This is a genomic window from Saccharopolyspora soli (genome assembly GCF_022678645.1).
Classification (GTDB): Bacteria; Actinomycetota; Actinomycetes; order Mycobacteriales; family Pseudonocardiaceae; genus Saccharopolyspora; species Saccharopolyspora soli.
This window is the reverse complement of record NZ_JALBWV010000042.1, coordinates 1-19,044: the sequence shown is the minus strand read 5'-3', so window position 1 is coordinate 19,044 and position 19,044 is coordinate 1. Positions and strand designations below refer to the sequence as shown.

18 protein-coding genes are annotated in these 19,044 nt (G+C 68.3%); 10 read left to right on the top strand and 8 right to left on the bottom strand.

What is annotated here, in order from left to right:
* The first annotated feature begins 13 nt into the window (after positions 1-13).
* From sucB to MOQ72_RS27700, 5 genes are all read left to right on the top strand, one after another.
* Entirely contained in the window at positions 14-1,765 is a 1,752-nt protein-coding gene (gene sucB / locus MOQ72_RS27720; protein ID WP_242188618.1) for a 2-oxoglutarate dehydrogenase, E2 component, dihydrolipoamide succinyltransferase, read from the top strand.
* 86 nt (positions 1,766-1,851) lie between these two features.
* On the top strand, positions 1,852-2,739 hold the full coding sequence (locus MOQ72_RS27715; RefSeq protein WP_242188617.1) for a TIGR01777 family oxidoreductase: 888 nt from the start codon (positions 1,852-1,854) through the stop codon (positions 2,737-2,739).
* Between the two features lie 74 nt (positions 2,740-2,813).
* On the top strand, positions 2,814-3,545 hold the full coding sequence (gene lipB / locus MOQ72_RS27710) for a lipoyl(octanoyl) transferase LipB (protein WP_372495564.1): 732 nt from the start codon (positions 2,814-2,816) through the stop codon (positions 3,543-3,545).
* A gap of 73 nt (positions 3,546-3,618) precedes the next feature.
* Positions 3,619-4,728 (top strand): serine hydrolase, encoded by a 1,110-nt coding sequence (locus MOQ72_RS27705; RefSeq protein ID WP_242188615.1) that lies wholly within the window; start codon positions 3,619-3,621, stop codon positions 4,726-4,728.
* A 14-nt stretch (positions 4,729-4,742) separates the two neighbouring features.
* Positions 4,743-5,234, top strand: a complete 492-nt coding sequence (locus tag MOQ72_RS27700) for an ArsR/SmtB family transcription factor (RefSeq protein ID WP_242188614.1) — start codon at positions 4,743-4,745, stop codon at positions 5,232-5,234.
* 4 nt (positions 5,235-5,238) lie between these two features.
* Here MOQ72_RS27700 and MOQ72_RS27695 read toward each other — a convergent pair whose 3' ends face one another.
* Together MOQ72_RS27695 and MOQ72_RS27690 are read right to left on the bottom strand one after the other, a co-directional pair.
* Positions 5,239-6,183: an LLM class F420-dependent oxidoreductase gene (locus MOQ72_RS27695; protein ID WP_242188613.1), complete on the bottom strand. Its 945-nt coding sequence runs from the start codon at positions 6,181-6,183 to the stop codon at positions 5,239-5,241.
* 48 nt (positions 6,184-6,231) lie between these two features.
* Positions 6,232-6,858 (bottom strand): TetR/AcrR family transcriptional regulator, encoded by a 627-nt coding sequence (locus tag MOQ72_RS27690; protein ID WP_242188612.1) that lies wholly within the window; start codon positions 6,856-6,858, stop codon positions 6,232-6,234.
* A 118-nt stretch (positions 6,859-6,976) separates the two neighbouring features.
* Here MOQ72_RS27690 and MOQ72_RS27685 point away from each other — a divergent pair, with 118 nt between their 5' ends.
* On the top strand, positions 6,977-7,459 hold the full coding sequence (locus tag MOQ72_RS27685; RefSeq protein ID WP_242188611.1) for a hypothetical protein: 483 nt from the start codon (positions 6,977-6,979) through the stop codon (positions 7,457-7,459).
* On the opposite strand, the gene MOQ72_RS27680 is transcribed toward MOQ72_RS27685, so the two are convergent.
* Positions 7,443-8,243: a helix-turn-helix transcriptional regulator gene (locus MOQ72_RS27680; protein WP_308197970.1), complete on the bottom strand. Its 801-nt coding sequence runs from the start codon at positions 8,241-8,243 to the stop codon at positions 7,443-7,445. The genes MOQ72_RS27685 and MOQ72_RS27680 overlap by 17 nt on opposite strands.
* A 105-nt stretch (positions 8,244-8,348) precedes the next feature.
* Between MOQ72_RS27680 and MOQ72_RS27675 the strand changes: the two genes are divergently transcribed.
* From MOQ72_RS27675 to MOQ72_RS27665, 3 genes are all read left to right on the top strand, one after another.
* Positions 8,349-8,771, top strand: coding sequence for a VOC family protein (locus MOQ72_RS27675; RefSeq protein WP_242188609.1), 423 nt, complete (start codon positions 8,349-8,351; stop codon positions 8,769-8,771).
* Between the two features lie 78 nt (positions 8,772-8,849).
* On the top strand, positions 8,850-9,851 hold the full coding sequence (lipA, locus tag MOQ72_RS27670; protein ID WP_242188608.1) for a lipoyl synthase: 1,002 nt from the start codon (positions 8,850-8,852) through the stop codon (positions 9,849-9,851).
* 151 nt (positions 9,852-10,002) lie between these two features.
* A complete protein-coding gene (locus tag MOQ72_RS27665) occupies positions 10,003-10,737 on the top strand; it encodes a DUF4191 domain-containing protein (RefSeq protein ID WP_242188607.1) in 735 nt (244 codons plus the stop codon).
* Positions 10,738-10,818: 81 nt separating this feature from the next.
* On the opposite strand, the gene MOQ72_RS27660 is transcribed toward MOQ72_RS27665, so the two are convergent.
* Positions 10,819-11,289 (bottom strand): RDD family protein, encoded by a 471-nt coding sequence (locus tag MOQ72_RS27660; RefSeq protein WP_242188606.1) that lies wholly within the window; start codon positions 11,287-11,289, stop codon positions 10,819-10,821.
* 218 nt (positions 11,290-11,507) lie between these two features.
* Here MOQ72_RS27660 and glnA point away from each other — a divergent pair, with 218 nt between their 5' ends.
* The gene (glnA, locus tag MOQ72_RS27655) at positions 11,508-12,932 is read left to right on the top strand and encodes a type I glutamate--ammonia ligase (protein WP_242188605.1); all 1,425 of its coding nucleotides are present in this window, start codon (positions 11,508-11,510) and stop codon (positions 12,930-12,932) included.
* A gap of 115 nt (positions 12,933-13,047) precedes the next feature.
* On the opposite strand, the gene MOQ72_RS27650 is transcribed toward glnA, so the two are convergent.
* The 4 genes from MOQ72_RS27650 to MOQ72_RS27635 form a co-directional block, all read right to left on the bottom strand.
* Positions 13,048-13,908, bottom strand: coding sequence for an SMP-30/gluconolactonase/LRE family protein (locus tag MOQ72_RS27650; RefSeq protein ID WP_242188604.1), 861 nt, complete (start codon positions 13,906-13,908; stop codon positions 13,048-13,050).
* A gap of 235 nt (positions 13,909-14,143) precedes the next feature.
* Complete coding sequence (locus MOQ72_RS27645; RefSeq protein WP_242188603.1) at positions 14,144-14,659, bottom strand: GNAT family N-acetyltransferase; 516 nt, start codon at positions 14,657-14,659, stop codon at positions 14,144-14,146.
* Between the two features lie 22 nt (positions 14,660-14,681).
* A complete protein-coding gene (locus tag MOQ72_RS27640) occupies positions 14,682-17,723 on the bottom strand; it encodes a bifunctional [glutamine synthetase] adenylyltransferase/[glutamine synthetase]-adenylyl-L-tyrosine phosphorylase (RefSeq protein WP_242188602.1) in 3,042 nt (1,013 codons plus the stop codon).
* Positions 17,724-17,775: 52 nt separating this feature from the next.
* Entirely contained in the window at positions 17,776-18,528 is a 753-nt protein-coding gene (locus MOQ72_RS27635; RefSeq protein ID WP_242188601.1) for a type 1 glutamine amidotransferase, read from the bottom strand.
* Positions 18,529-19,044 lie beyond the last annotated feature (516 nt).

Genomic DNA, 19,044 nt, shown 5'->3' with positions numbered 1-19,044 from the left:
GAGTCAGCAACAGATGGCCTTCTCCGTTCAGATGCCGGCACTCGGCGAGAGCGTGACCGAGGGAACGATCACCCGGTGGCTCAAGCAGGAGGGCGAGACCGTCGAGGTCGACGAACCCCTGCTTGAGGTCTCCACCGACAAGGTCGACACCGAGATCCCGTCACCGGCCGCCGGTGTGCTCCAGCGCATCGTCGCCAAGGAGGACGACACCGTCGAGATCGGTGCCGAGCTCGCCGTGATCGCCGACAGCAGCGAAGCGGCGGCCCCCGCGCCAGCCCCGGCCGCCCCGGCCGAACAGCCTGTCGCCGAGCAGCCCGCGCCCCCGCAGCCGGAAGCCCCGGCTCCTGCCGCCCCGGCGGCCCCGGCTGCGCCAGCCGGTGGCGCAGCTGGCACGGATGTCAACATGCCCGCCCTCGGCGAGAGCGTCACCGAGGGCACTGTGACCCGCTGGCTCAAGCAGGTCGGTGAAACCGTCGAGGTCGACGAGCCGCTGTTGGAGGTCTCGACCGACAAGGTGGACACCGAGATCCCCTCGCCGGTTGCTGGCACCCTGCTGGAGATCACCGCTGGCGAGGACGAAACCGTCGAGGTCGGCGCCAAGCTCGCCGTGATCGGCGCTGCGGGCGCGGCTGCCGCCGCTCCGGCTGCGCCGCCCGCACCCGAGCCTCCGGCTGCCCCGGCTCCGCCTACGCCTCCGGCTCCGGCAGCCGCCCCGGCTCCGCCCGCGCCGCCTGCCGCTGCTCCGCCCGCGCCTCCGGCGCCGCCCGCACCGACTGCTCCGGCTCCCGCCGCGCAGCCACCGGCCGCTGGCACGCCGTACGTGACGCCGCTGGTGCGCAAGCTGGCCAACGAGCACGGCATCGATCTGTCTTCGATCAAGGGCAGCGGTGTCGGGGGCCGGATCCGCAAGCAGGACGTGCAGGCCGCGATCGACGCCAAGCAGACCGCCCCGGCACCCGCTGCCGCGGCAGCCGCCCCGGCCGCAGCCGCCGCGCCGAGCGCTCCGGCGCCGGTGGTGGAGCTTTCGGAAGAGGCCAAGGCGCTGCGCGGCACAACTCAGAAGATGTCCCGGTTGCGCCAGTTGCTGGCCCGCCGGATGGTCGAGTCGCTGCAGACCGCGGCGCAGCTGACCACGGTGATCGAGGTCGATGTGACCAGGATCGCCCGGCTGCGCGAGCGCGCCAAGGCGGGCTTCGAGGCGTCCGAGGGCGTCAAGCTCTCGTTCCTGCCGTTCTTCGCCAAGGCCACGGCCGAGGCGCTGAAGCTGCACCCGAAGCTGAACGCCTCGATCGACGAGGAGAACAAGCAGGTCACCTACCACGGTGCCGAGCACCTGTCGATCGCGGTGGACACCGAGCGCGGCCTGGTTTCGCCAGTGATCCACGACGCCGGGGACCTCAACCTGGGTGGGTTGGCCCGCAAGATCGCCGACCTGGCCGCGCGGACCCGGAACAACAAGATCAAGCCCGACGAGCTCTCCGGCGGCACCTTCACCATCACCAACACCGGTAGCCGTGGCGCGCTGTTCGACACGCCGATCTTGAACCCGCCGCAGGTGGGCATGCTCGGTACCGGCGCGGTGGTGAAGCGCCCGGTGGTGGTCGCGGACGAGAACGGCGGTGACACGATCGCGATCCGCTCGATGGTTTACCTGGCGCTGTCCTACGACCACCGGCTGGTCGACGGCGCGGACGCCGCCCGCTTCCTGACCACGGTCAAGCAGCGGCTGGAGGAAGGCGCTTTCGAGGCCGACCTCGGCCTGTGACGTCGTGAGTGCGCAACCGGGCTCTGGCCCGGTTACGCCCTCACGACCGCTAGCACCGCATTGACCGGTGCGGGACGATTCTTGGCATGCGGGTGGTTGTCGCCGGTTCGTCCGGTTTGATCGGCACATCTCTGGTGGCGGCGTTGCGGCAGGCCGAGCACGACGTGCTCCGGCTGGTCCGCAGGCTCCCCGCGGCCCCCGATGAGCGGGGTTGGGATCCGGAGACCGGGAAGATCGACGCGGACGCGCTGGAGGGCGCCGACGCGGTCGTGAACCTGTGCGGCGCGGGTGTTGGCGACAAGCGCTGGACGCCGGAGCGCAAACGGCTGCTGGTGCACTCCCGGGTGCGCCCGACCGAGGTGCTCGCCGAGGCCGTCGCCGAACAAGACGTGCCGGTGCTGGCCAACGCGTCCGCGGTTGGTTTCTACGGCAACAGCGGGTCGAAGCCGGTGACCGAGTCTTCCGAACCGGGCACGGATTTCCTCGCCGACCTGTGCCAGCGCTGGGAGGCCGCGACCGAGGCAGCGGCCCGCGCCGGTGTTCGCGTGGTGTTGTTGCGCAGCGGCCCGGTCCTCTCGCCAGCTGGCGGGCTGCTCGGTCAGCTCCGACCGCTGTTCGCGATGCTGCTCGGCGGGCGGCTCGGCGACGGCACCCAGTACCTGCCGTGGATTTCGCTGGACGACGAGGTCGCCGCGATCCGCTTCGTGCTGGAACAGCCGGAGATCTCCGGTCCGGTCAACCTCACCGGCCCGGCGCCGGTCACCAACGCGGAGTTCACCCGAGCGCTGGGCGAGGCACTGGGACGGCCCACGCCTTGGATCGTGCCGGGTTTCGCACTGCGGGCCGTGCTCGGCGAACTCGCCGAGCAGGTCTTGGGCGGGCAGCGCGTGTTGCCAACGGTGCTGGAAGCGCAGGGGTTCACCTTCCAGCACCCGTCGGTCGGGTCGGCGCTGGCCGCGGCTGTCGCGTCGTGATCCGCACTGTTCGCGGGTTTGCGGGCTCGTCGAATTCCGGCGGTCGACGCGGGGCGTAGCCTGGCCGCGTGAGTATTTCGTGCCGCGCATCAACGGCCGCCGTGGAAGTGCGCGACCTGGGAACCATCGACTACCTCTCCGCCTGGGACCTGCAGCGCGAGCTGGCCACCGGCCGCGCCGAGGAGCGGAATCCGGACACCCTGCTGTTGCTGGAGCACCCGTCGGTCTACACCGCGGGCAAGCGCACCACGTCGGAGGACCGGCCAACGGACGGAACGCCGGTGATCGACGTGGACCGAGGTGGGAAGATCACCTGGCACGGACCCGGTCAGATCGTCGGCTACCCGATCATGAAACTGGCCGATCCGATCGACGTGGTCGATTACGTGCGCCGGTTGGAGCAGGCGCTGATCTGGGTGTGCGACCAGTTCGGGCTCGAAGCGGGCCGGGTCGACGGCCGCAGCGGGGTCTGGCTGCCCGCCGACGACGCGCGCCCGGAGCGCAAGATCGCCGCGATCGGCATCCGGGTGCAGCGCGGCGTCACGATGCACGGGCTGGAGTTGAACTGCAACGCCGACCTCAGCGAGTTCGACCGGATCGTGCCGTGCGGCATCAGCGACGCGGGCACCACTTCGCTGACCCTCGAAGCTGGTCGCACGATCACCGTCGCCGAGGCGTTGCCGCTGGTCCGGCAGGGTGTGCTGGATGCGTTGGACGGCGTGCTGCCGGTCGCCGAGCGCAACATCCCGCGTAGCCAACCGACCGTCGCCGGTGCGACCCTCGCACTGGACCCGAGCCTGCGCTGATCGGTTTCGACTGACAACCCAACTCCACTCCTCTAGTATTCCGGAATTACGGATTACCAGAGGAGTGGATGTCATGCCGTTGTCCCGTCGCAGCCTGCTCGCCACTGCCGCAGCCGCTGCGCCGCTGTTTCTGATCGCGCCCAACGCTATCGCGCAGTCGCCCCCGAGCCGCCCGGACCTGTCGACCCCGGAAGGCTGGCTGGACTGGATCAGCACGCACCGCGAGCAGCTCGGACTCGTCGTCCACGACGGGCGCGGACACCGGCTGGTGCACCGCCCGGACAACGCCGAGCCGCTCGCCTCAGCCGTCAAGGTGGTACCGCTGGCCGCCTATTCGATCGCTGTCACCGAGGGCCGCTTGGATCCCGACGAGCAGATCCGCGTCGGCGACTGGGAGCGCTTCTACGTGCCGACCGATGGCTTCGCGCACGCGAACACGCTCAAATACCTCGGCATCCCCACCGATCCCACGGGCCTGTTCGCGGCGGATCCGGAACACCGCGTGGCGCTCGATGACATGGCCTCGGCCATGATCATGTTCAGCGACAGCGCCGCCCCCGACTACCTGCGCAACCGGCTCGGCGAGGCCGCGCTGCGCCAAGCCGCCGCAGCGGGCGGCTGGTCCCGGCCGGACATCCGGTCCATGTGCGCGGAGTACCTGTTCCTGGCGCTGCCGGAGCTCGCGCCGCCCGCGCAGCTGCCGCCCGCTATCCGGCGGGCCTTCGGCTACGCCTTGGAACGCCGCTTCAGCAACGATGTCGACCTGCGCAAACGCATGCTGGATCAGCTGATGCAGGGTGGCCTGCCGCCGTACGAGCAGCAGTGCGAATGGGGCTCGGAGACGATGTCGGCGACCGCGTCGCAACTGGCCGGGCTGCACCACGCCATCGCCACCGACGCCTTCCCAGCCGCAGTCGCCCGTTCCCACCTGGAGCGCCCGCTCAGCGGCCACCTGCCGCCCGGAGTGCTGGGGGTCGGCCTCAAGGGCGGCAGTCTGCCAGGGATCCTGACCTGCGGGATGTCGGTTCGGAGACAGGACGGCACCGTCGCGTCGGGGGCCCTGCTCGCGCACGGCGACATCACGTTGGAGCAGGTCGGCAAGGGCGATCCGGGACTGCCGCTGCTGCTGGCCTTGGAACAGCCGGAGTGGCGGGACCGGCTCGCGCAGGCGCTCACCGGCTGAGGCAAGCTCGACGCGTGACCTCGGAGGACTTGCACCAGCGGATCGCGGCACTCGAAGAACGCGTTGCGGCACTGGAAGGTACCCAACGCACCGACTCGGTCGAACCCAGCGGTGGTGTCGTGCAGTACGAGGGCAACCTCGTCGACCCGGTCAAACTCCAGTGGCGGATCGACGTCGACCCCGCCTGGGTGCTGGCCATGGACGACGGCCCGCGCACCGACGTGCTGGCCGCGCTCGGGCACCCGGCGCGCGCGGCCATCGTGCGCCTGCTCGCCCAGGAAGGCGCCCAGCCCGCCGCGGCCCTGCAGGCTGCGGCGGGCCTGGGGTCCACCGGCCAGCTCTACCACCACCTGAAGAGCCTGACGGCCTGCGGCCTGGTGGAGCAGGACAAACGGGGCTCCTACCGGCTCCGCGCGCAAGCCACGATCCCGGCCCTGATCCTGCTCACCGCGGCCTCCGACATCGCCGGTCAACTCCGCCCCCGACTCCGTACTGGTGATGAGTGAAAAATCAGAGCTGCGGAGCGATCTCGGAGGCGACCAGGTCCAGGTGGTCGAGATCGGTTAGGTCGAGCACCTGCAGGTAGAGGCGGGTGATGCCGGTGCGCTCCCGCCAGGTTCCGATCTTGTCCACCGCCTCGGCAGGCGTGCCAGCCAACCCGTTGGTGCGCAGTTCCGCGACCTCGCGGCCGATGGCCTCGGCTCGGCGGGCGAGCTCCGACTCGTCCTTGCCCACGCACAACACCAGAGCCGCCGAACGCGCCACTTCTGCCTCGTCCCGGCCGATCGCGGCGCAGGCCGCAGCCACCCGCTCGAACTGCGCGGCGGCCGTGTCGACGTCGGCGAAGGGCAGGTTGAACTCGTCGGCGAACCGCGCGGCCAACTGAGGCGTGCGCTTCTTGCCGTGCCCGCCGATCAACACCGGTGGCCGCGGGCGCTGCACCGGCTTGGGCAGCGCTGGCGAGTCGGCCAGTCGGTAGTACTCGCCGTCGAATCCGTAGGTCTCATCAGCCGGGGTGCTCCACAGACCGGTGATGATCTCCAACTGCTCGGCGTACCGGTCGAACCGCTCGGCCAGCGACGGGAACGGGATGCCGTAGGCGGTGTGTTCCGCTTCGTACCAACCGCTGCCGAAGCCGAACTCGACGCGCCCACCGGACATCTGGTCGACCTGGGCGACCGAGATCGCCAGCGGTCCGGGCAGCCGGAAGGTGCCCGCGGTCATCAGCGTGCCCAACCGGAGCCTGCTGGTCTCGCGGGCCAGCCCGCCCAGCGTCACCCACGCGTCCGTCGGACCGGGCTCGCCGGTGACGGACCCCATCTTGAGGTAGTGGTCGGAGCGGAAGAACGCGTCGTAGCCGGTCGTTTCCGCGTGCTTGGCGACCCGCAGCAGGTCGTCGTAGGTCGCGCCCTGCTGGGGCTCGGTGAAGATCCGCAACTTGAAGTTCTCACTCACGGCTTCTGAGGCTAGTAGCAAGATCTAACCCACGCCGCAGCGGAACTCTCAGAGCCGGTCTTCGAACTCGTTTTGCGTGGCGGTGCGCAGCCCGGCGAGCACTCGCTCCACGCACTCGCCGATGTCGGCGCGGGCCTGCTTCGGCGATCTGGATCCGGCGATCGCGGTGGCGCCCGCCGACAAGGCACCGAACATGACCCGGGACAGCGCATCGATCGGCAGCGGGTCGATCTCCCCCGACTCGACCAGCGCCGTGACCACACCTCGCAGCACCCCGTAGGTGTAGGACTCCTCGGCGGCCCGCCAGCGCTCCCAGCCCATCACCGCTGGTCCGTCCTGCACCACGATGCGCTGGTAGGACGGTTCGAGGCAGACTTCCAGGAAGGCCCACAGCCCGGATCTCGTGGCCTCCCACGGACTTCCGGTGCCCGAGACGACCTCGGCCAGCCGGGCCACCACGTTCGTCTCCACGGCGTCGAAGGCAGCCTCGAACAACGCCTGCTTCCCGCCGAAGTGGTGGTAGAGGGCACCTTTGGTGACTCGGGCGCGCTTGGCGATCTCGTCCAGCGACGTACCCGCGTAGCCGTGTTCGGTGAACAGCTCCACCGCAGAGTCCACCAGTGCCTGCCTGGTGCTTTCCGAGTACTCCACACGTCGTGGTCGAGCTGTCGCCATGTTCACAACCCTAGGACATACCGACGGTACGCAGCCGTGGTACCTTCGGTGCACCAACATACTCTCGGTATGCCGCACACCTGGGGTATCACCTCGGGTCCGACCCCGGAGAGCGAACATGAGTTGGCACGACTTCCACCAGCGGCAACACGCGATCCAAACGGTGCTCGACCACGCTCGTCGAAACCCGTCCGAGGCCCTCATCCAGGTGCCCGCGCCCTTCACCGATGCCGCCGAACTGCTGCGCGCCCTGCACTACAAGTGGAACCAGCAGTTGACCGGCCGCATCGATGTCGCGCTCGTGGAAACCGGAGACGCTCCGCACGGCGACCGCGTCGAGGCGGTAACAGCGGCGTGGCGTCAGACCGCAGCGGACAACTCGGTGCTCCGCGCCGTGCTCGACCAGCACAGCGCGCACCCTGCGCTGGAAACATGCGCAGCGCGTGAGCAGCGGATGCTGGCGCTGGCCGCCGGACTCGCCGAGCACACCGAGCCCGCCAAGGACGTCGCCCGCGTCGGCATGGCCTTCCTGAAACTCCTGCGCGCCACCCCGAGCACCGCGCGGCGCGGCGGGTTGCGAAAGCTCATGCCGAGTTCCTGAGCCCCACCCACCGCCGCGTTTCCGGGTCAGCCGGAGCCTGGACCAGCACCGTCGTCGAGTCGTCCGGCTGCAACAGCGAACACGCGAACCGCAGGCGACGGCCGCCGGTCAACACCGTCACCGGCCAACCGCCGAACTCCCGCACCGCCCGGCAGTTCCACCAGTGCCCCAGGTCCGGACGCAGCTCCCGCAGCCGCTCCAGGACACCTGGATCGTCCGGGAACCGATCGGCGCGCGCCCGGAAGCGGAGGAACAGCTCGTAGAGGAACCGCTCCTCGGGCACCAGCATCTCCTGCAACCGCTGACTGCTCGCCAGCGCCAGCAGCAGGTTCGGCCGACCGGACAGCACGGGTTCCGGCCACACCGCCGCGTACGCGGCATTGCCCGCTAGCACGTCGAACCGGCGGTTCAACACCAGCGCAGGCGTCAACGGCCAACTGTCCAACATCGGCCGCAGCAACTCGACCGCTGCGTCGTCGTCCACGACGTCATCGCCCAAGTAGCCCCCGAGCGCCAGCAGATGCCGCCGCTCATCGCGGCCCATCCGCAACGTGCGGGCCAGCGCCTCCAGAACCTCGCGCGAGGTTTGCACCCGCCCCTGCTCCAGCCACGTGTACCAGGCCACCCCGACCCCGGACGCCGCCGCGACCTCCTCGCGGCGCAGGCCCGGAGTCCGGCGCCGCCCGGTGGTCGCGATCCCGAAATCGGCCGGATCGACGTGCTCCCTGACCGCGCGCAAGAATGCACCAAGCTCCCGACGCCGCAAGTTCGCTGCGGTTTTCACCGCGCCAGCCTATGACCTGCGGTCACCGCACAGATCCGCTGCTGGTTGCGATCAGCACCTGCGACCACGCTGGGCGCAGCCCCGAAGGACCGGAAGGAACGACCTGTGTCCCAACAGCTCTGGCGCCGCAACCCGGACTCCTCGAACCTGCCCCAACCCCGGACGTTCGTGCGCGTGTTCGTCGCCCAGGAGGAACACGAATCCACCACTGCCTGGTACGAGCGGTTGCTCGGCGTCGAGCGCGACATGGTCCTGCCCTACCCGGAGAAGGACCTCGCACTCACCGCGGTCGGCGGCTTCCTGATCATCGCTGGCACCGACGAGTCGCTGGCCCCGTTCCGCCAGACCGTCGGGACCCTGCTGGTCGCCGACATCGGCCCGTACGAGCAGCGCTTTCAGCAGGAAGGGCTGGAATTCGTCCAGCAGCGGTTCCAGGCCCCGGTCGGCGAAGGATTCACCGTCCGCCACCCGGACGGCACGGTGATCGAGTACGTCCACCACCGACCCGCCGCCCACGAACTCGGCTGACAACTCTTGGTGTCGGCGCTGGTGGTGACCGTTCTCACCATTTCGGACCCGGGTGATCGGGGGCGTAGCCTGGGCGTCGTGACTGTTGCGCCGGAAGGTCGGAAGCTGCTGCGGTTGGAGGCCCGCAACAGCCAGACCCCGATCGAGAAGAAGCCGTCGTGGATCAAGACCCGCGCTCGGATGGGCCCCGAATACCAGGAGCTCAAGGGGCTCGTTCGCCGCGAGGGCCTGCACACCGTCTGCGAGGAAGCGGGGTGCCCCAACATCTTCGAGTGTTGGGAGGACCGCGAAGCGACCTTCCTGATCGGCGGTGATCAGTGCACCCGCCGCTGCGACTTCTGCCAGATCGACACCGGCAAACCGGCCGAACTGGACGTCGAGGAGCCGCGCCGGGTCGCGGAGTCGGTGCAGGCGATGGGCCTGCGCTACTCGACGGTGACCGGGGTGGCCCGCGACGACCTGCCGGACGGCGGCGCCTGGCTGTACGCGGAGACGGTCCGCCAGATCCACGCGCTGAATCCGGGCACCGGTGTCGAGCTGCTCATCCCGGACTTCAACGCCGAACCCGACCAGCTGGCCGAGGTGTTCGGCTCGCGGCCGGAGGTGCTCGCGCACAACGTCGAGACGGTACCGCGGATCTTCCGCCGGATCCGACCGGGCTTCCGCTACGAGCGGTCGCTGCAGGTGCTCACGATGGCCCGCGAGGCTGGCCTGGTGACCAAGTCGAACCTGATCCTGGGCATGGGCGAGACGCCGGACGAGGTGCGCCCGGCGCTGCAGGACCTGCACGACGCGGGCTGCGACATCATCACCATCACCCAGTACCTGCGGCCCAGCCCGCGGCACCACCCGGTGGACCGGTGGGTCAAGCCGGAGGAGTTCGTGGAGCACACCAAGACCGCCGAGGAGATCGGGTTCCCCGGTGTGATGGCCGGTCCGCTGGTGCGTTCCAGCTACCGGGCTGGCCGCCTGTACGCCAAGGCGACCGTGCACCGCGGCATGCCGCTCCCGGACAACCTCGCCCACTTGGCCCAAGCGGGCACCGCCGCCCAGGAGGCCAGCAGCCTCCTCGCCCGCTGATCTTCCGAGGTGAAGGGCACCTTTTACCAAGTAAGTCGGTAAGCGGTGCCCTTCACCCATCACTTGGCAGTGTTCGGCCCGAGCTCACGGGTCGGTCACGCATCCGGACCACGACTGCACCTGGTTGAACCCGCGCCGTATCCTGAAAACCATGGCCAAGCAGGACCAGGACAAGGCCGCCAAGAAAGCGGCGGCCAAACAACGGCGCCAGGCGACTCGGGGCCGCATCAAGCAGATCTTCGAGGCGTTCAAGATGCAGCGCCGGGAGGACAAGCTGCTCGTCCCATTGATGCTCGGGGCGTTCGTCGGTGTGACGGCCGTGGTGTTCCTGCTGGGCATGATCTGGGCCTTGCACTGGGTGTTCCTCCCAGCCGGTTTGGCCTTCGGGTTGCTGGCCGCCGTGATCATCTTCGGACGCCGGGTGCAGGCCAACGTCTACCGCAAGGCCGACGGGCAGCCCGGTGCGGCCGGGTGGGCGCTGGACAACCTGCGCGGCCGGTGGGTGTTGACCCAGGCGGTGGCGGGCACGGCCCAGCTGGACGCGGTGCACCGGCTGATCGGTCGGCCAGGTGTCGTGCTGGTCGGCGAAGGTTCCCCGCACCGCGTCAAGTCGCTGATGGCGCAGGAGAAGAAGCGGGTCGCCAGGCTGGTCGGCGACACCCCGATCTACGAGATCATGGTCGGCACCGAAGAGGGCCAGGTCCGGCTGAGCAAGTTGCAGCAGCGGATCATGAAGCTGCCCCGCAACATCGGTCCCGGTCAGATCGACTCGATCGAGAACCGGCTGGCGGCCCTGGCCAGCCGCGGCACCGCGATGCCCAAGGGTCCGATGCCGCAGGGCGCCAAGATGCGCAACGTGCAACGCGCCGTCCGCCGCGCGAAGTAGTTCGCACCTTGAGTTGATTGAACGCATGACCGAAGAAGCGGGTCCGGGAAAGCAACCCGGGCCCGCTTTTCGTCGGTCGGCTCAGCGGCGGAGAACGATGGTGCCGCTGAGGCGGTCGTGCCAGGAGCGGCCGTCGAAGTTCCACACCACCGCCGGGATGATCAGCAGCGTCAGACCGCAGCGCAACACCGCGCGCAGCGGCCCGACCATGGCGGTGCTGTCGGTCCGCGCGACCCAGATCCGCAGCATCGCCATCCCCGGCGTGACGCCGAAGAAGGACACCGGGATGACCGTGATCAGGAACCAGGTCAACAGACTCCAGTCACCGGGGTAGTTCGGCACCGTGAACGCGGCGGTGATCAGCGCCGCCAGCACGATGTCGATCAGGAACGCCAGCGCGCGCTTGCCCAGCGGCGCCGCGGCCCCAGGACCGTCCTCGGGCAGTCCGAGCTGCTCGCCGCGCCACTTGGGCCGCGCCTCGTCGCCCTGCTCTCGCGCGTGGTTCAATGCACCCTTCGGGCCGTCCAGCCACGAGCCGATGACTCTTCGCACGTCATTCAGGGTACGGTGCCGCGCCAGTGCAGCCGTCGGAGCACCGCGGTCGGCCGATGGCCGCAACCGCGGCCACCCGAACAGGTGGCAGTTAACGCCCATGAAACATCGAAGTGACGGCAGGGCAACACCGATGACATACGGTGGGCGCCGAGCCGGCGACGGGGTTTTTGCATGGCGTCGGTGAGCTGTACGAGTGCGTGAAGGAGCCACCGAGGTTGTTCAAGAATCCTGACGAGGTCCTGCGCTTCATCGCTGATGAAGACGTGAAGTTCGTAGATGTCCGGTTCTGCGATCTACCGGGCGTGATGCAGCACTTCACGGTGCCCGCCGCGTCGTTCGACCAGGATGCGTTCACCGAGGGTTTGGCCTTCGACGGCTCGTCGGTGCGCGGCTTCCAGTCGATCCACGAATCGGACATGCTGCTGCTGCCGGACCCCTACACCGCCCGGGTGGACCCGTTCCGTGCCGAGAAGACGCTGATCCTGAACTTCTTCGTGCACGACCCGTTCACGCTGGAGCCCTACAGCCGCGACCCGCGCAACATCGCGCGCAAGGCCGAGCAGTACCTGGCCGAGTCCGGCGTGGCAGACACCGCGTTCTTCGGCGCCGAGGCCGAGTTCTACATCTTCGACTCGGTGAAGTTCGGTGAGGACGCCAACAAGACCTTCGCCGAGGTCGACTCGGTCGAGGGCTGGTGGAACACCGGGCGCGACGAGGACGGCGGCAACCGGGGCTACAAGACCCGCTACAAAGGCGGCTACTTCCCAGTCTCCCCCTACGACCACTTCTCGGACCTCCGGGACCAGATGGTCAAGCAGTTGATCGGTTCGGGCTTCACCATCGAACGCGCGCACCACGAGGTCGGCACCGGTGGCCAGGCCGAGATCAACTACAAGTTCAACACGCTGCTGCACGCTGCGGACGACTTGCAGCTGTTCAAGTACGTCATCAAGAACACGGCCTGGCAGCACGGCAAGACCGCGACGTTCATGCCCAAGCCGCTGTTCGGCGACAACGGTTCCGGCATGCACACCCACCAGTCGCTGTGGAAGGACGGCAACCCGCTGTTCTACGACGAGTCGGGTTACGCCGGTCTGTCGGACACCGCGCGCTACTACATCGGCGGCATCCTGCACCACGCGCCGAGCCTGCTGGCCTTCACCAACCCGACGGTGAACTCCTACCACCGCTTGGTGCCGGGCTTCGAGGCGCCGGTGAACCTGGTGTACTCGCAGCGCAACCGCTCCGCCTGCATGCGCATCCCGATCACCGGTGCGAACCCGAAGGCCAAGCGGGTCGAGTTCCGGTGCCCGGACCCGTCCGGCAACCCGTACCTGGCGTTCGCCGCGATGATGATGGCCGGTCTGGACGGCATCAAGAACAAGATCGAGCCAGCGGAGCCGATCGACAAGGACCTCTACGAGCTGCCGCCGGAAGAGGCCAAAAACGTGCCGACCGTGCCGGACAGCCTCGCCAAGGTCATCGACAACCTGGAAGCCGACCACGACTTCCTGCTGGAGGGTGGCGTGTTCACCTCCGACCTGATCGAGACTTGGATCAGCCTGAAGCGGGAGGGCGAGATCGACCCGATCCGCTTGCGGCCGCACCCGCACGAGTTCGCGCTGTACTTCGACGTGTGATCGGCTGAACGGCCCGGTGAGCGGGGTGGGGACCTCGGTTCCCACCCCGCCTGCTTTTCCAGGCGGTAGCACCTGGTGTTATTAGTCCGAGAACGCAGCGGTTGGCGATGCCCGGTCAGATCCCCTGCCAGGGCGCCATCGGCACACCAACCGTGCCGGGCCGGAAACGCAACAGCGCACCGGCGTACGGGTCCGCGAGCAACGCGTCCTCGTCGTAGCCGAAGCAGGCCGAGGTCACGTACATCTCCTCCAGCCGCGAACCGCCGAAGGTCACGCTGGTGATCCGCCTGGTCGGCGCCCACAGCACGGTTTCGAGGTCCCCGCTGGGCGCATACCGGTGGATCCGACCGGTCCAGTGCATGGCGACCCACACACAACCTTCGGCGTCCACCGCGATGCCTTCCGGACTGCCTTCGGATTCCGCGCACACCACCCACTGCCGCCCGGAAACCGCGCGCGCCCGTTCCACGTCGTAGTCGTAGACCCAGATGGTGCGCATGTCGACCAGGTACATCCGGCTGCCGTCGGGACTCCAGGCCAGGCCACCGGCACCGGTCACGCCGTCGACCAGCAGGCGAGCACGGGCGCCTTCGAGCACGTACAACGCACTGGCACGCAGCTCGCGGGCATGCGTCAGGGTGCTGGCCACGAACCGCCCAGCCGGGTCGCAGGCGCCGACGTTCATCCGATCGCCGTTGCGCACCTGCACAACCGGTTCCAACGCGGCACGCCCCAAATGCACCCGCGCGAAGCCGTGCCCGGCAGCGGCGATCAACTGCCCGTGCCGGGTCGCGCCCAACGCCGTCACCACACCTGGCAGCACCCGCACTTCGTCGACACCGGAATCCCGGTGATAGGTGTGCAATTCGCGACGCAGGAGATCCACCCAATGCACGCAATTCAGCGCCGACATCCACAACGGGCTCGCCCCGCACAGCGCCTGCCGATCGACGAGCAGCTCGAAGTCCCCGGACATCGACTCCTCCCCCGATCGCCGACCACTCCTGCCCTTGATCGCCGAGGCTACTGCCGAATTCGAGAATTCGGGACCGCCGACCGGGTTCGCCAAAAGCGGTCCAATGAGGACCGCGCGGCAGCTGCGTTGCACCGCGATGCATCATCCGGACCAATCGGACTACCGCAGTCGCAGGCAATGGAACAATTGTCAACTACTTTGTCCGGATAGTCCGCGTTGGACGCTCCAGTGCAGGTCAGCGGGCGGGAAGCGGGGAAATATCCCGAACGAAGCAAACCCGGTCGTGGCCGCGGCCATCGTAATTCTGGTGCACCGGTACCCCATCGATTTCGGCGTCACCCGAAACCAACTGGAAACCCATGCGCCGGTGAAAACCGATGGATCCGCTGTTGGCCGGGGACGTGATGCAGTGCACGCGGCTGCGCCCAGCGCGGGAAGCGGTGTCGAAGAATGCGGTGTAGAGCTGGCGCGCGAGTCCTCTCCCGCGCAGCGCCGGATCGACACCGACAAAATGGATGTAGGCATCCTGCGGGCGGTCGAAGGACAGGAATCCGACCAGAAAGCCCGCCATTCGACCGTCCTGCTCGGCCACGAAGCTGGTGCCGGAGAAATGCTGCAGAAACAACCGCGGCACCAGCAGCGACAATTCGCGCGCAGCCGCCGGACTGCGGGAATCCGTCCACCACGACTCGATCGCCGCCACTATCCGCGAATGGTCGCGTTCTTCAGCCTGGCGCAGCTCGGTGGTCATGGTTCCACCCTAGGCGCTGCGATCACGAGTCGTAGAAGACCCGCTCGACCACCGCGCGGGCGTGCCGTGTCACTCGCAGGTAGTCGTCGACGACCTCGCCGGTGTCCACTCCAGCTGGATAGCCCAGCGCGGCTGCCACCGCGCTCAGTTCCCGCGTCTGCTTGGGAAGTTGGTCGCCGGGCTTGCCGCGGACCAGCATCACCGCGTTGCGCACGCGCATCGCCAGCGTCCAAGCCTCGATGAGCTCGTCGGCGTCACCGGCATCCAGCAGGCCGACACCAGCCGCGGCCCGTAGCCCGTCGACCGTGGATGTGGTGCGCAACTCGACGAACTCGTGCGCATGCCGCAGCTGCAGCAGTTGCAGCGTCCACTCCACGTCGGTCAGGCCGCCGCGCCCGAGCTTGGTGTGCGTAGCCGGGTCAGCCCCCCTCGGCAGCCGCTCGGAATCCACCCGCGCCTTGATGCGGCGGATCTCCCGGATCTTCGGCTCGTCCAGCCCACCGCTGGGATACCGGATCGGATCGATGGCCCGGCAGAACCGCTCCCCCAGGTCCGCATCGCCCGCCACCGCACGCGCCCGCAGCAGGGCCTGCGCCTCCCACACCTCACCCCAGCGCCGGTAGTACGCCAGGTACGAGTCCAGGGTCCGCACCAGAGCCCCCTGCCGCCCCTCCGGCCGCAGGTCGATGTCGACTTCCAAGGCCGGATCCTGGCTCGGCGCACCGAGCAGCCGCCGCACCTGTTCGACGACCGAGCTGGCGAACCGGACGGCCGTCATCTCGTCAGCCCCGCCGATCGGCTCGCACACGAACATCACGTCGGCGTCGGAACCGTAACCGAGTTCGGCACCGCCCAAGCGCCCCATGCCGATCACCGCGATCCGCGCTGGAACCTCACCCGCGGACCGGCTGGCGACGTCCCGCATGGACACGTCCAGCGCCGACTCCAGCACTGCCACCCAGATGCTGGACAGCGCCCGGAACACCTCCGCTGGTTCCGCCAGATCAAGCAGGTCACTACATGCGATGCGCAGCAGTTCGTGCCTCCGCAGCGACCGTGCCGCGGACACCGCCCGCTGCGGATCCGAGTAACGCGCCACCGCACTGCGCAACGACGCCGCGGCCTCCATCGGATCGCGTTCGGCCAGCGCAGGCGTGTCCGACAACAGGCGCAGCACTTCCGGAGCACGCACCAGCAGTTCCGGCACCAATTTCGAGGTGCCCAGCAGCTGCGCCAATCGTTCGGCGACAACGCCTTCGTCGCGCAACAGCCGCAGGTACCACGGGGTTTCGGCAAGTGCCTCGGACACCTTGCGGTAAGCGAGCAAGCCGCCGTCGGGATCCGGGGTGCGCGCCAGCAGATCCAGCAGCATCGGCAACAGCGTGCCCTGGATGCTCGCCCGCCGCGACACTCCGGACGTCAGTGCGCCGATGTGCCGCAGCGCGCCTTCCGGTGACGTGTAGCCGAGCGCTGCCAGCCGCTCGACAGCCGCCGAAGTGGTCAACCGGAGCGCCGCAGTCGGCACCTTCGCGACCGCTTCCAGCAGCGGCCGGTAGAAGAGCTTCTCGTGCAGGCGGCGAACCCTGTTGCTGTGCCTGCGAAACTCTGCGACCAAAGCCTGCGCGGCAGTGTTGCGGCCGGACGAACGCAGACCGACCGCGCGTGCGAGAGCGCTCAGCGCGTCGCTGTCGTCGAACGGCGGAAACAGGTGAGTACGGCGCAATTGCCGGAGCTGCAACCGGTGTTCCACAGTGCGCAGGAACCGGTAGGAGTCGACCAAGTCCGCGGCGTCGGTGCGACCCACGTAGCCACCCTCGCCCAGCGCCCGCAAGGCATCCAATGTGGACGTCGAGCGCAACGAGTCGTCGCTGCGTCCGTGGACCATTTGCAGCAGCTGCACGGCGAACTCCACGTCCCGCAGCCCACCGCGGCCGAGCTTCAGCTCGCGCTCGACCAGCTCCGACGGAACGTGGTCCTCGACCCGTCGCCGCATCGACCGAACGTCGACCACGAAGCCTTCGCGCTCCGCTGCGGTCCACACCAGCGGCTGCACCGCTTCGAGGTAGCGCGCGCCGAGCTCTTCATCCCCGGCTACCGGACGCGCCTTCAGCAACGCCTGGAACTCCCAGGTGCGAGCCCACCTGCGGTAGTAGCTGAGATGCCCGTCCAGGGTGCGAACCAATGCCCCGGCCTTACCCTCCGGGCGCAGTGCGGCGTCGACTTCGAAGAAAGCCGGGCTCGCGATCCGCATCATGAGGCTGGCCAGCCGAGTCGCCGCCGGGATCTCCAACTCGCTGTCGGCAACGAACACCACGTCGACATCGCTGACGTAGTTCAGCTCCCGCCCGCCGCACTTGCCCATCGCGATAACGGCGAGCCGGGGCACCTCACCCACGCCGGACCGTTTCAGCTCCGCCACGGCCACCGACAACGCAGCCCGAAGAGCGGCCACTGCAACGTCCGACAGCGTCGCGGCAACGTTCTCGTACGGCATCGTCGGCAACGACGGCTCCGCGACATTAGCCATGTCGTGGCCAGCGACATCCAGCAACAACCCGCGGTAAGTGCTGCGCAGAACGCTTACCGCATCAGCGCCGTACACCTTCGCGACCGGACCGCCCGCTGTCCCCGGCACACCGTCACCGTCGGCCTCCACCGCCGCCAGCAACAACGACGTACGCTCCTCGAGCGTACTGGGCTGGACGGCCTCCGAGCGCAATCGGCGCCAATCAGCCGGATGCGCCACGAGGTGGTCCGCGAATGCCGTCGAATCACCGAGCACCCCGAACAAACGCCCGCGCAGCCCCACATCGCTGACCAGTTCGCCAGCCAGCTCAGCCCAGGTCGGACCGGCGGCATCCCGGAACCGGTCGAGCGAGTGCAGCGCCAGGTCAGGGTCCGGGGTGCGCGACAGCGCGGCCACGATCGGCTCGGCCTCCTCCGGGCCGACGTCGGACCACCAACCGGCTCGTCTCAATTGGGCCTCGGCACGTGGCGCATCGCTGAACCCGTAGCGTGCGGGAGAAGGCACCGAACCCGATCGCGTCGAGTTGCTGTTGGCCATGTCCGAACGGTAGTCCGCACCCGCTGCCGCTGAAGAGCCAACCTGGCGACAATCACGCCAGCGGTAGGAATCTGCTGGTGCTGCGCTCCTCGGGCGGCGTCGAGACCAGCCGCACGAAACGTTCCGCGACCGGCTGCCACGTCTCGGCCAGCTCCTCGTGGAACTCCGCCAGATGTTCCGGCTCCAGCTGCCCAGGACGGACTGTCTCCGCCACGTCCGGGGAAAGCCTGGCCCACTCCAGCACGATGTCCGGCGTGGTCTCGATGTGGAACTGCAATCCGTATGCGCAGTCCCCCACCCGGAACGCCTGGTTGTCGCATTTCGGGGAGGAGGCGAGCAACTGCGCCGATGGTGGCAGTGCGGTTATCTCGTCGGTATGGAATTGCAACACATCGGGCGTCAACGGCATCGGACCGAGCAGTGGGTCCTCGGCTGCGGCATCCCGCTTCGCGACCAGCAAAGTGCCAGCCTCGGGTCCCTTGCGCGCGGCACGCACCTGCCCACCAGTTGCGGCGGCGAGCAGTTGGGCGCCGAGACAGATAGCCAGGACCGGCACTCGTTTGCTGACCGCTCTGCTGAGCAGCGCGCGAACGTCGGCCAACCAAGGATGATCTGGATCGTCATAAACACCCATCTCACCGCCGAGCACGACCACACCCTGATGCCTGTCGAAGTCCGCGGGTAGCTGGTCCTCGGCCGGGAGCACAACATCGAGCTCCGCACCAGCAGCCAGCAACCATTCCCCCAACTGACCAGGCGGATCCAGCTTCGAAGGCTGGACGACGAGAATCCGCGCACCACTCATGCCGTGAGCGTACGTGTCGCCGACACGACCGCCTACGAGGTCCCGACCAGATCACGAGGTTTCCAGCGTGTGATGGCCAACGATGAACGTCGAAGCATCCACGCATAATGCCCACCTACAACGCTGCACACCAGAAACTCGCGCATCCAGCCGCAACAAGGCCGCCGTCGACCGAGCCGTGCGAGTCGAACGAGCCAGCGCGAAGCGGGCGAAGCCGCTAGCTGGGAACGTGCGGCACGACCAAGGCATGTTGGCCAAGAAATCGCGGGGTCGGTGTCGATTCCAACGGCAGGCGGGGTCGAATCCCGCAACGTCACCGCCATCCGCTGCGACAAAAAACTCCGACGCATCCACACCTAACCACCCTTTTCATTGCGGGTTGGTTTGGTGAATACATAGGAAAAACCCCCTCCGGCCGTCCCGATTCGGGATGGTCGGAGGGGGTTTCATGTTGTGTGTCGGTGGTGTCTTACTCTCCCACACCCTGGCGGGTGCAGTACCATCAGCGCTGGGGAG

Coding starts and splice junctions, on each gene's coding strand:
- sucB (WP_242188618.1), top strand. CDS start 14: ATGGCCTTCTCCGTTCAGATGCCGGCACTCGGCGAGAGCGTGACCGAG.
- MOQ72_RS27715 (WP_242188617.1), top strand. CDS start 1,852: ATGCGGGTGGTTGTCGCCGGTTCGTCCGGTTTGATCGGCACATCTCTG.
- MOQ72_RS27705 (WP_242188615.1), top strand. CDS start 3,619: ATGCCGTTGTCCCGTCGCAGCCTGCTCGCCACTGCCGCAGCCGCTGCG.
- MOQ72_RS27690 (WP_242188612.1), bottom strand. CDS start 6,858: ATGGCGACAGCTCGACCACGACGTGTGGAGTACTCGGAAAGCACCAGG.
- MOQ72_RS27685 (WP_242188611.1), top strand. CDS start 6,977: ATGAGTTGGCACGACTTCCACCAGCGGCAACACGCGATCCAAACGGTG.
- MOQ72_RS27665 (WP_242188607.1), top strand. CDS start 10,003: ATGGCCAAGCAGGACCAGGACAAGGCCGCCAAGAAAGCGGCGGCCAAA.
- MOQ72_RS27650 (WP_242188604.1), bottom strand. CDS start 13,908: ATGTCCGGGGACTTCGAGCTGCTCGTCGATCGGCAGGCGCTGTGCGGG.
- MOQ72_RS27645 (WP_242188603.1), bottom strand. CDS start 14,659: ATGACCACCGAGCTGCGCCAGGCTGAAGAACGCGACCATTCGCGGATA.
- MOQ72_RS27640 (WP_242188602.1), bottom strand. CDS start 17,723: ATGGCCAACAGCAACTCGACGCGATCGGGTTCGGTGCCTTCTCCCGCA.
- MOQ72_RS27635 (WP_242188601.1), bottom strand. CDS start 18,528: ATGAGTGGTGCGCGGATTCTCGTCGTCCAGCCTTCGAAGCTGGATCCG.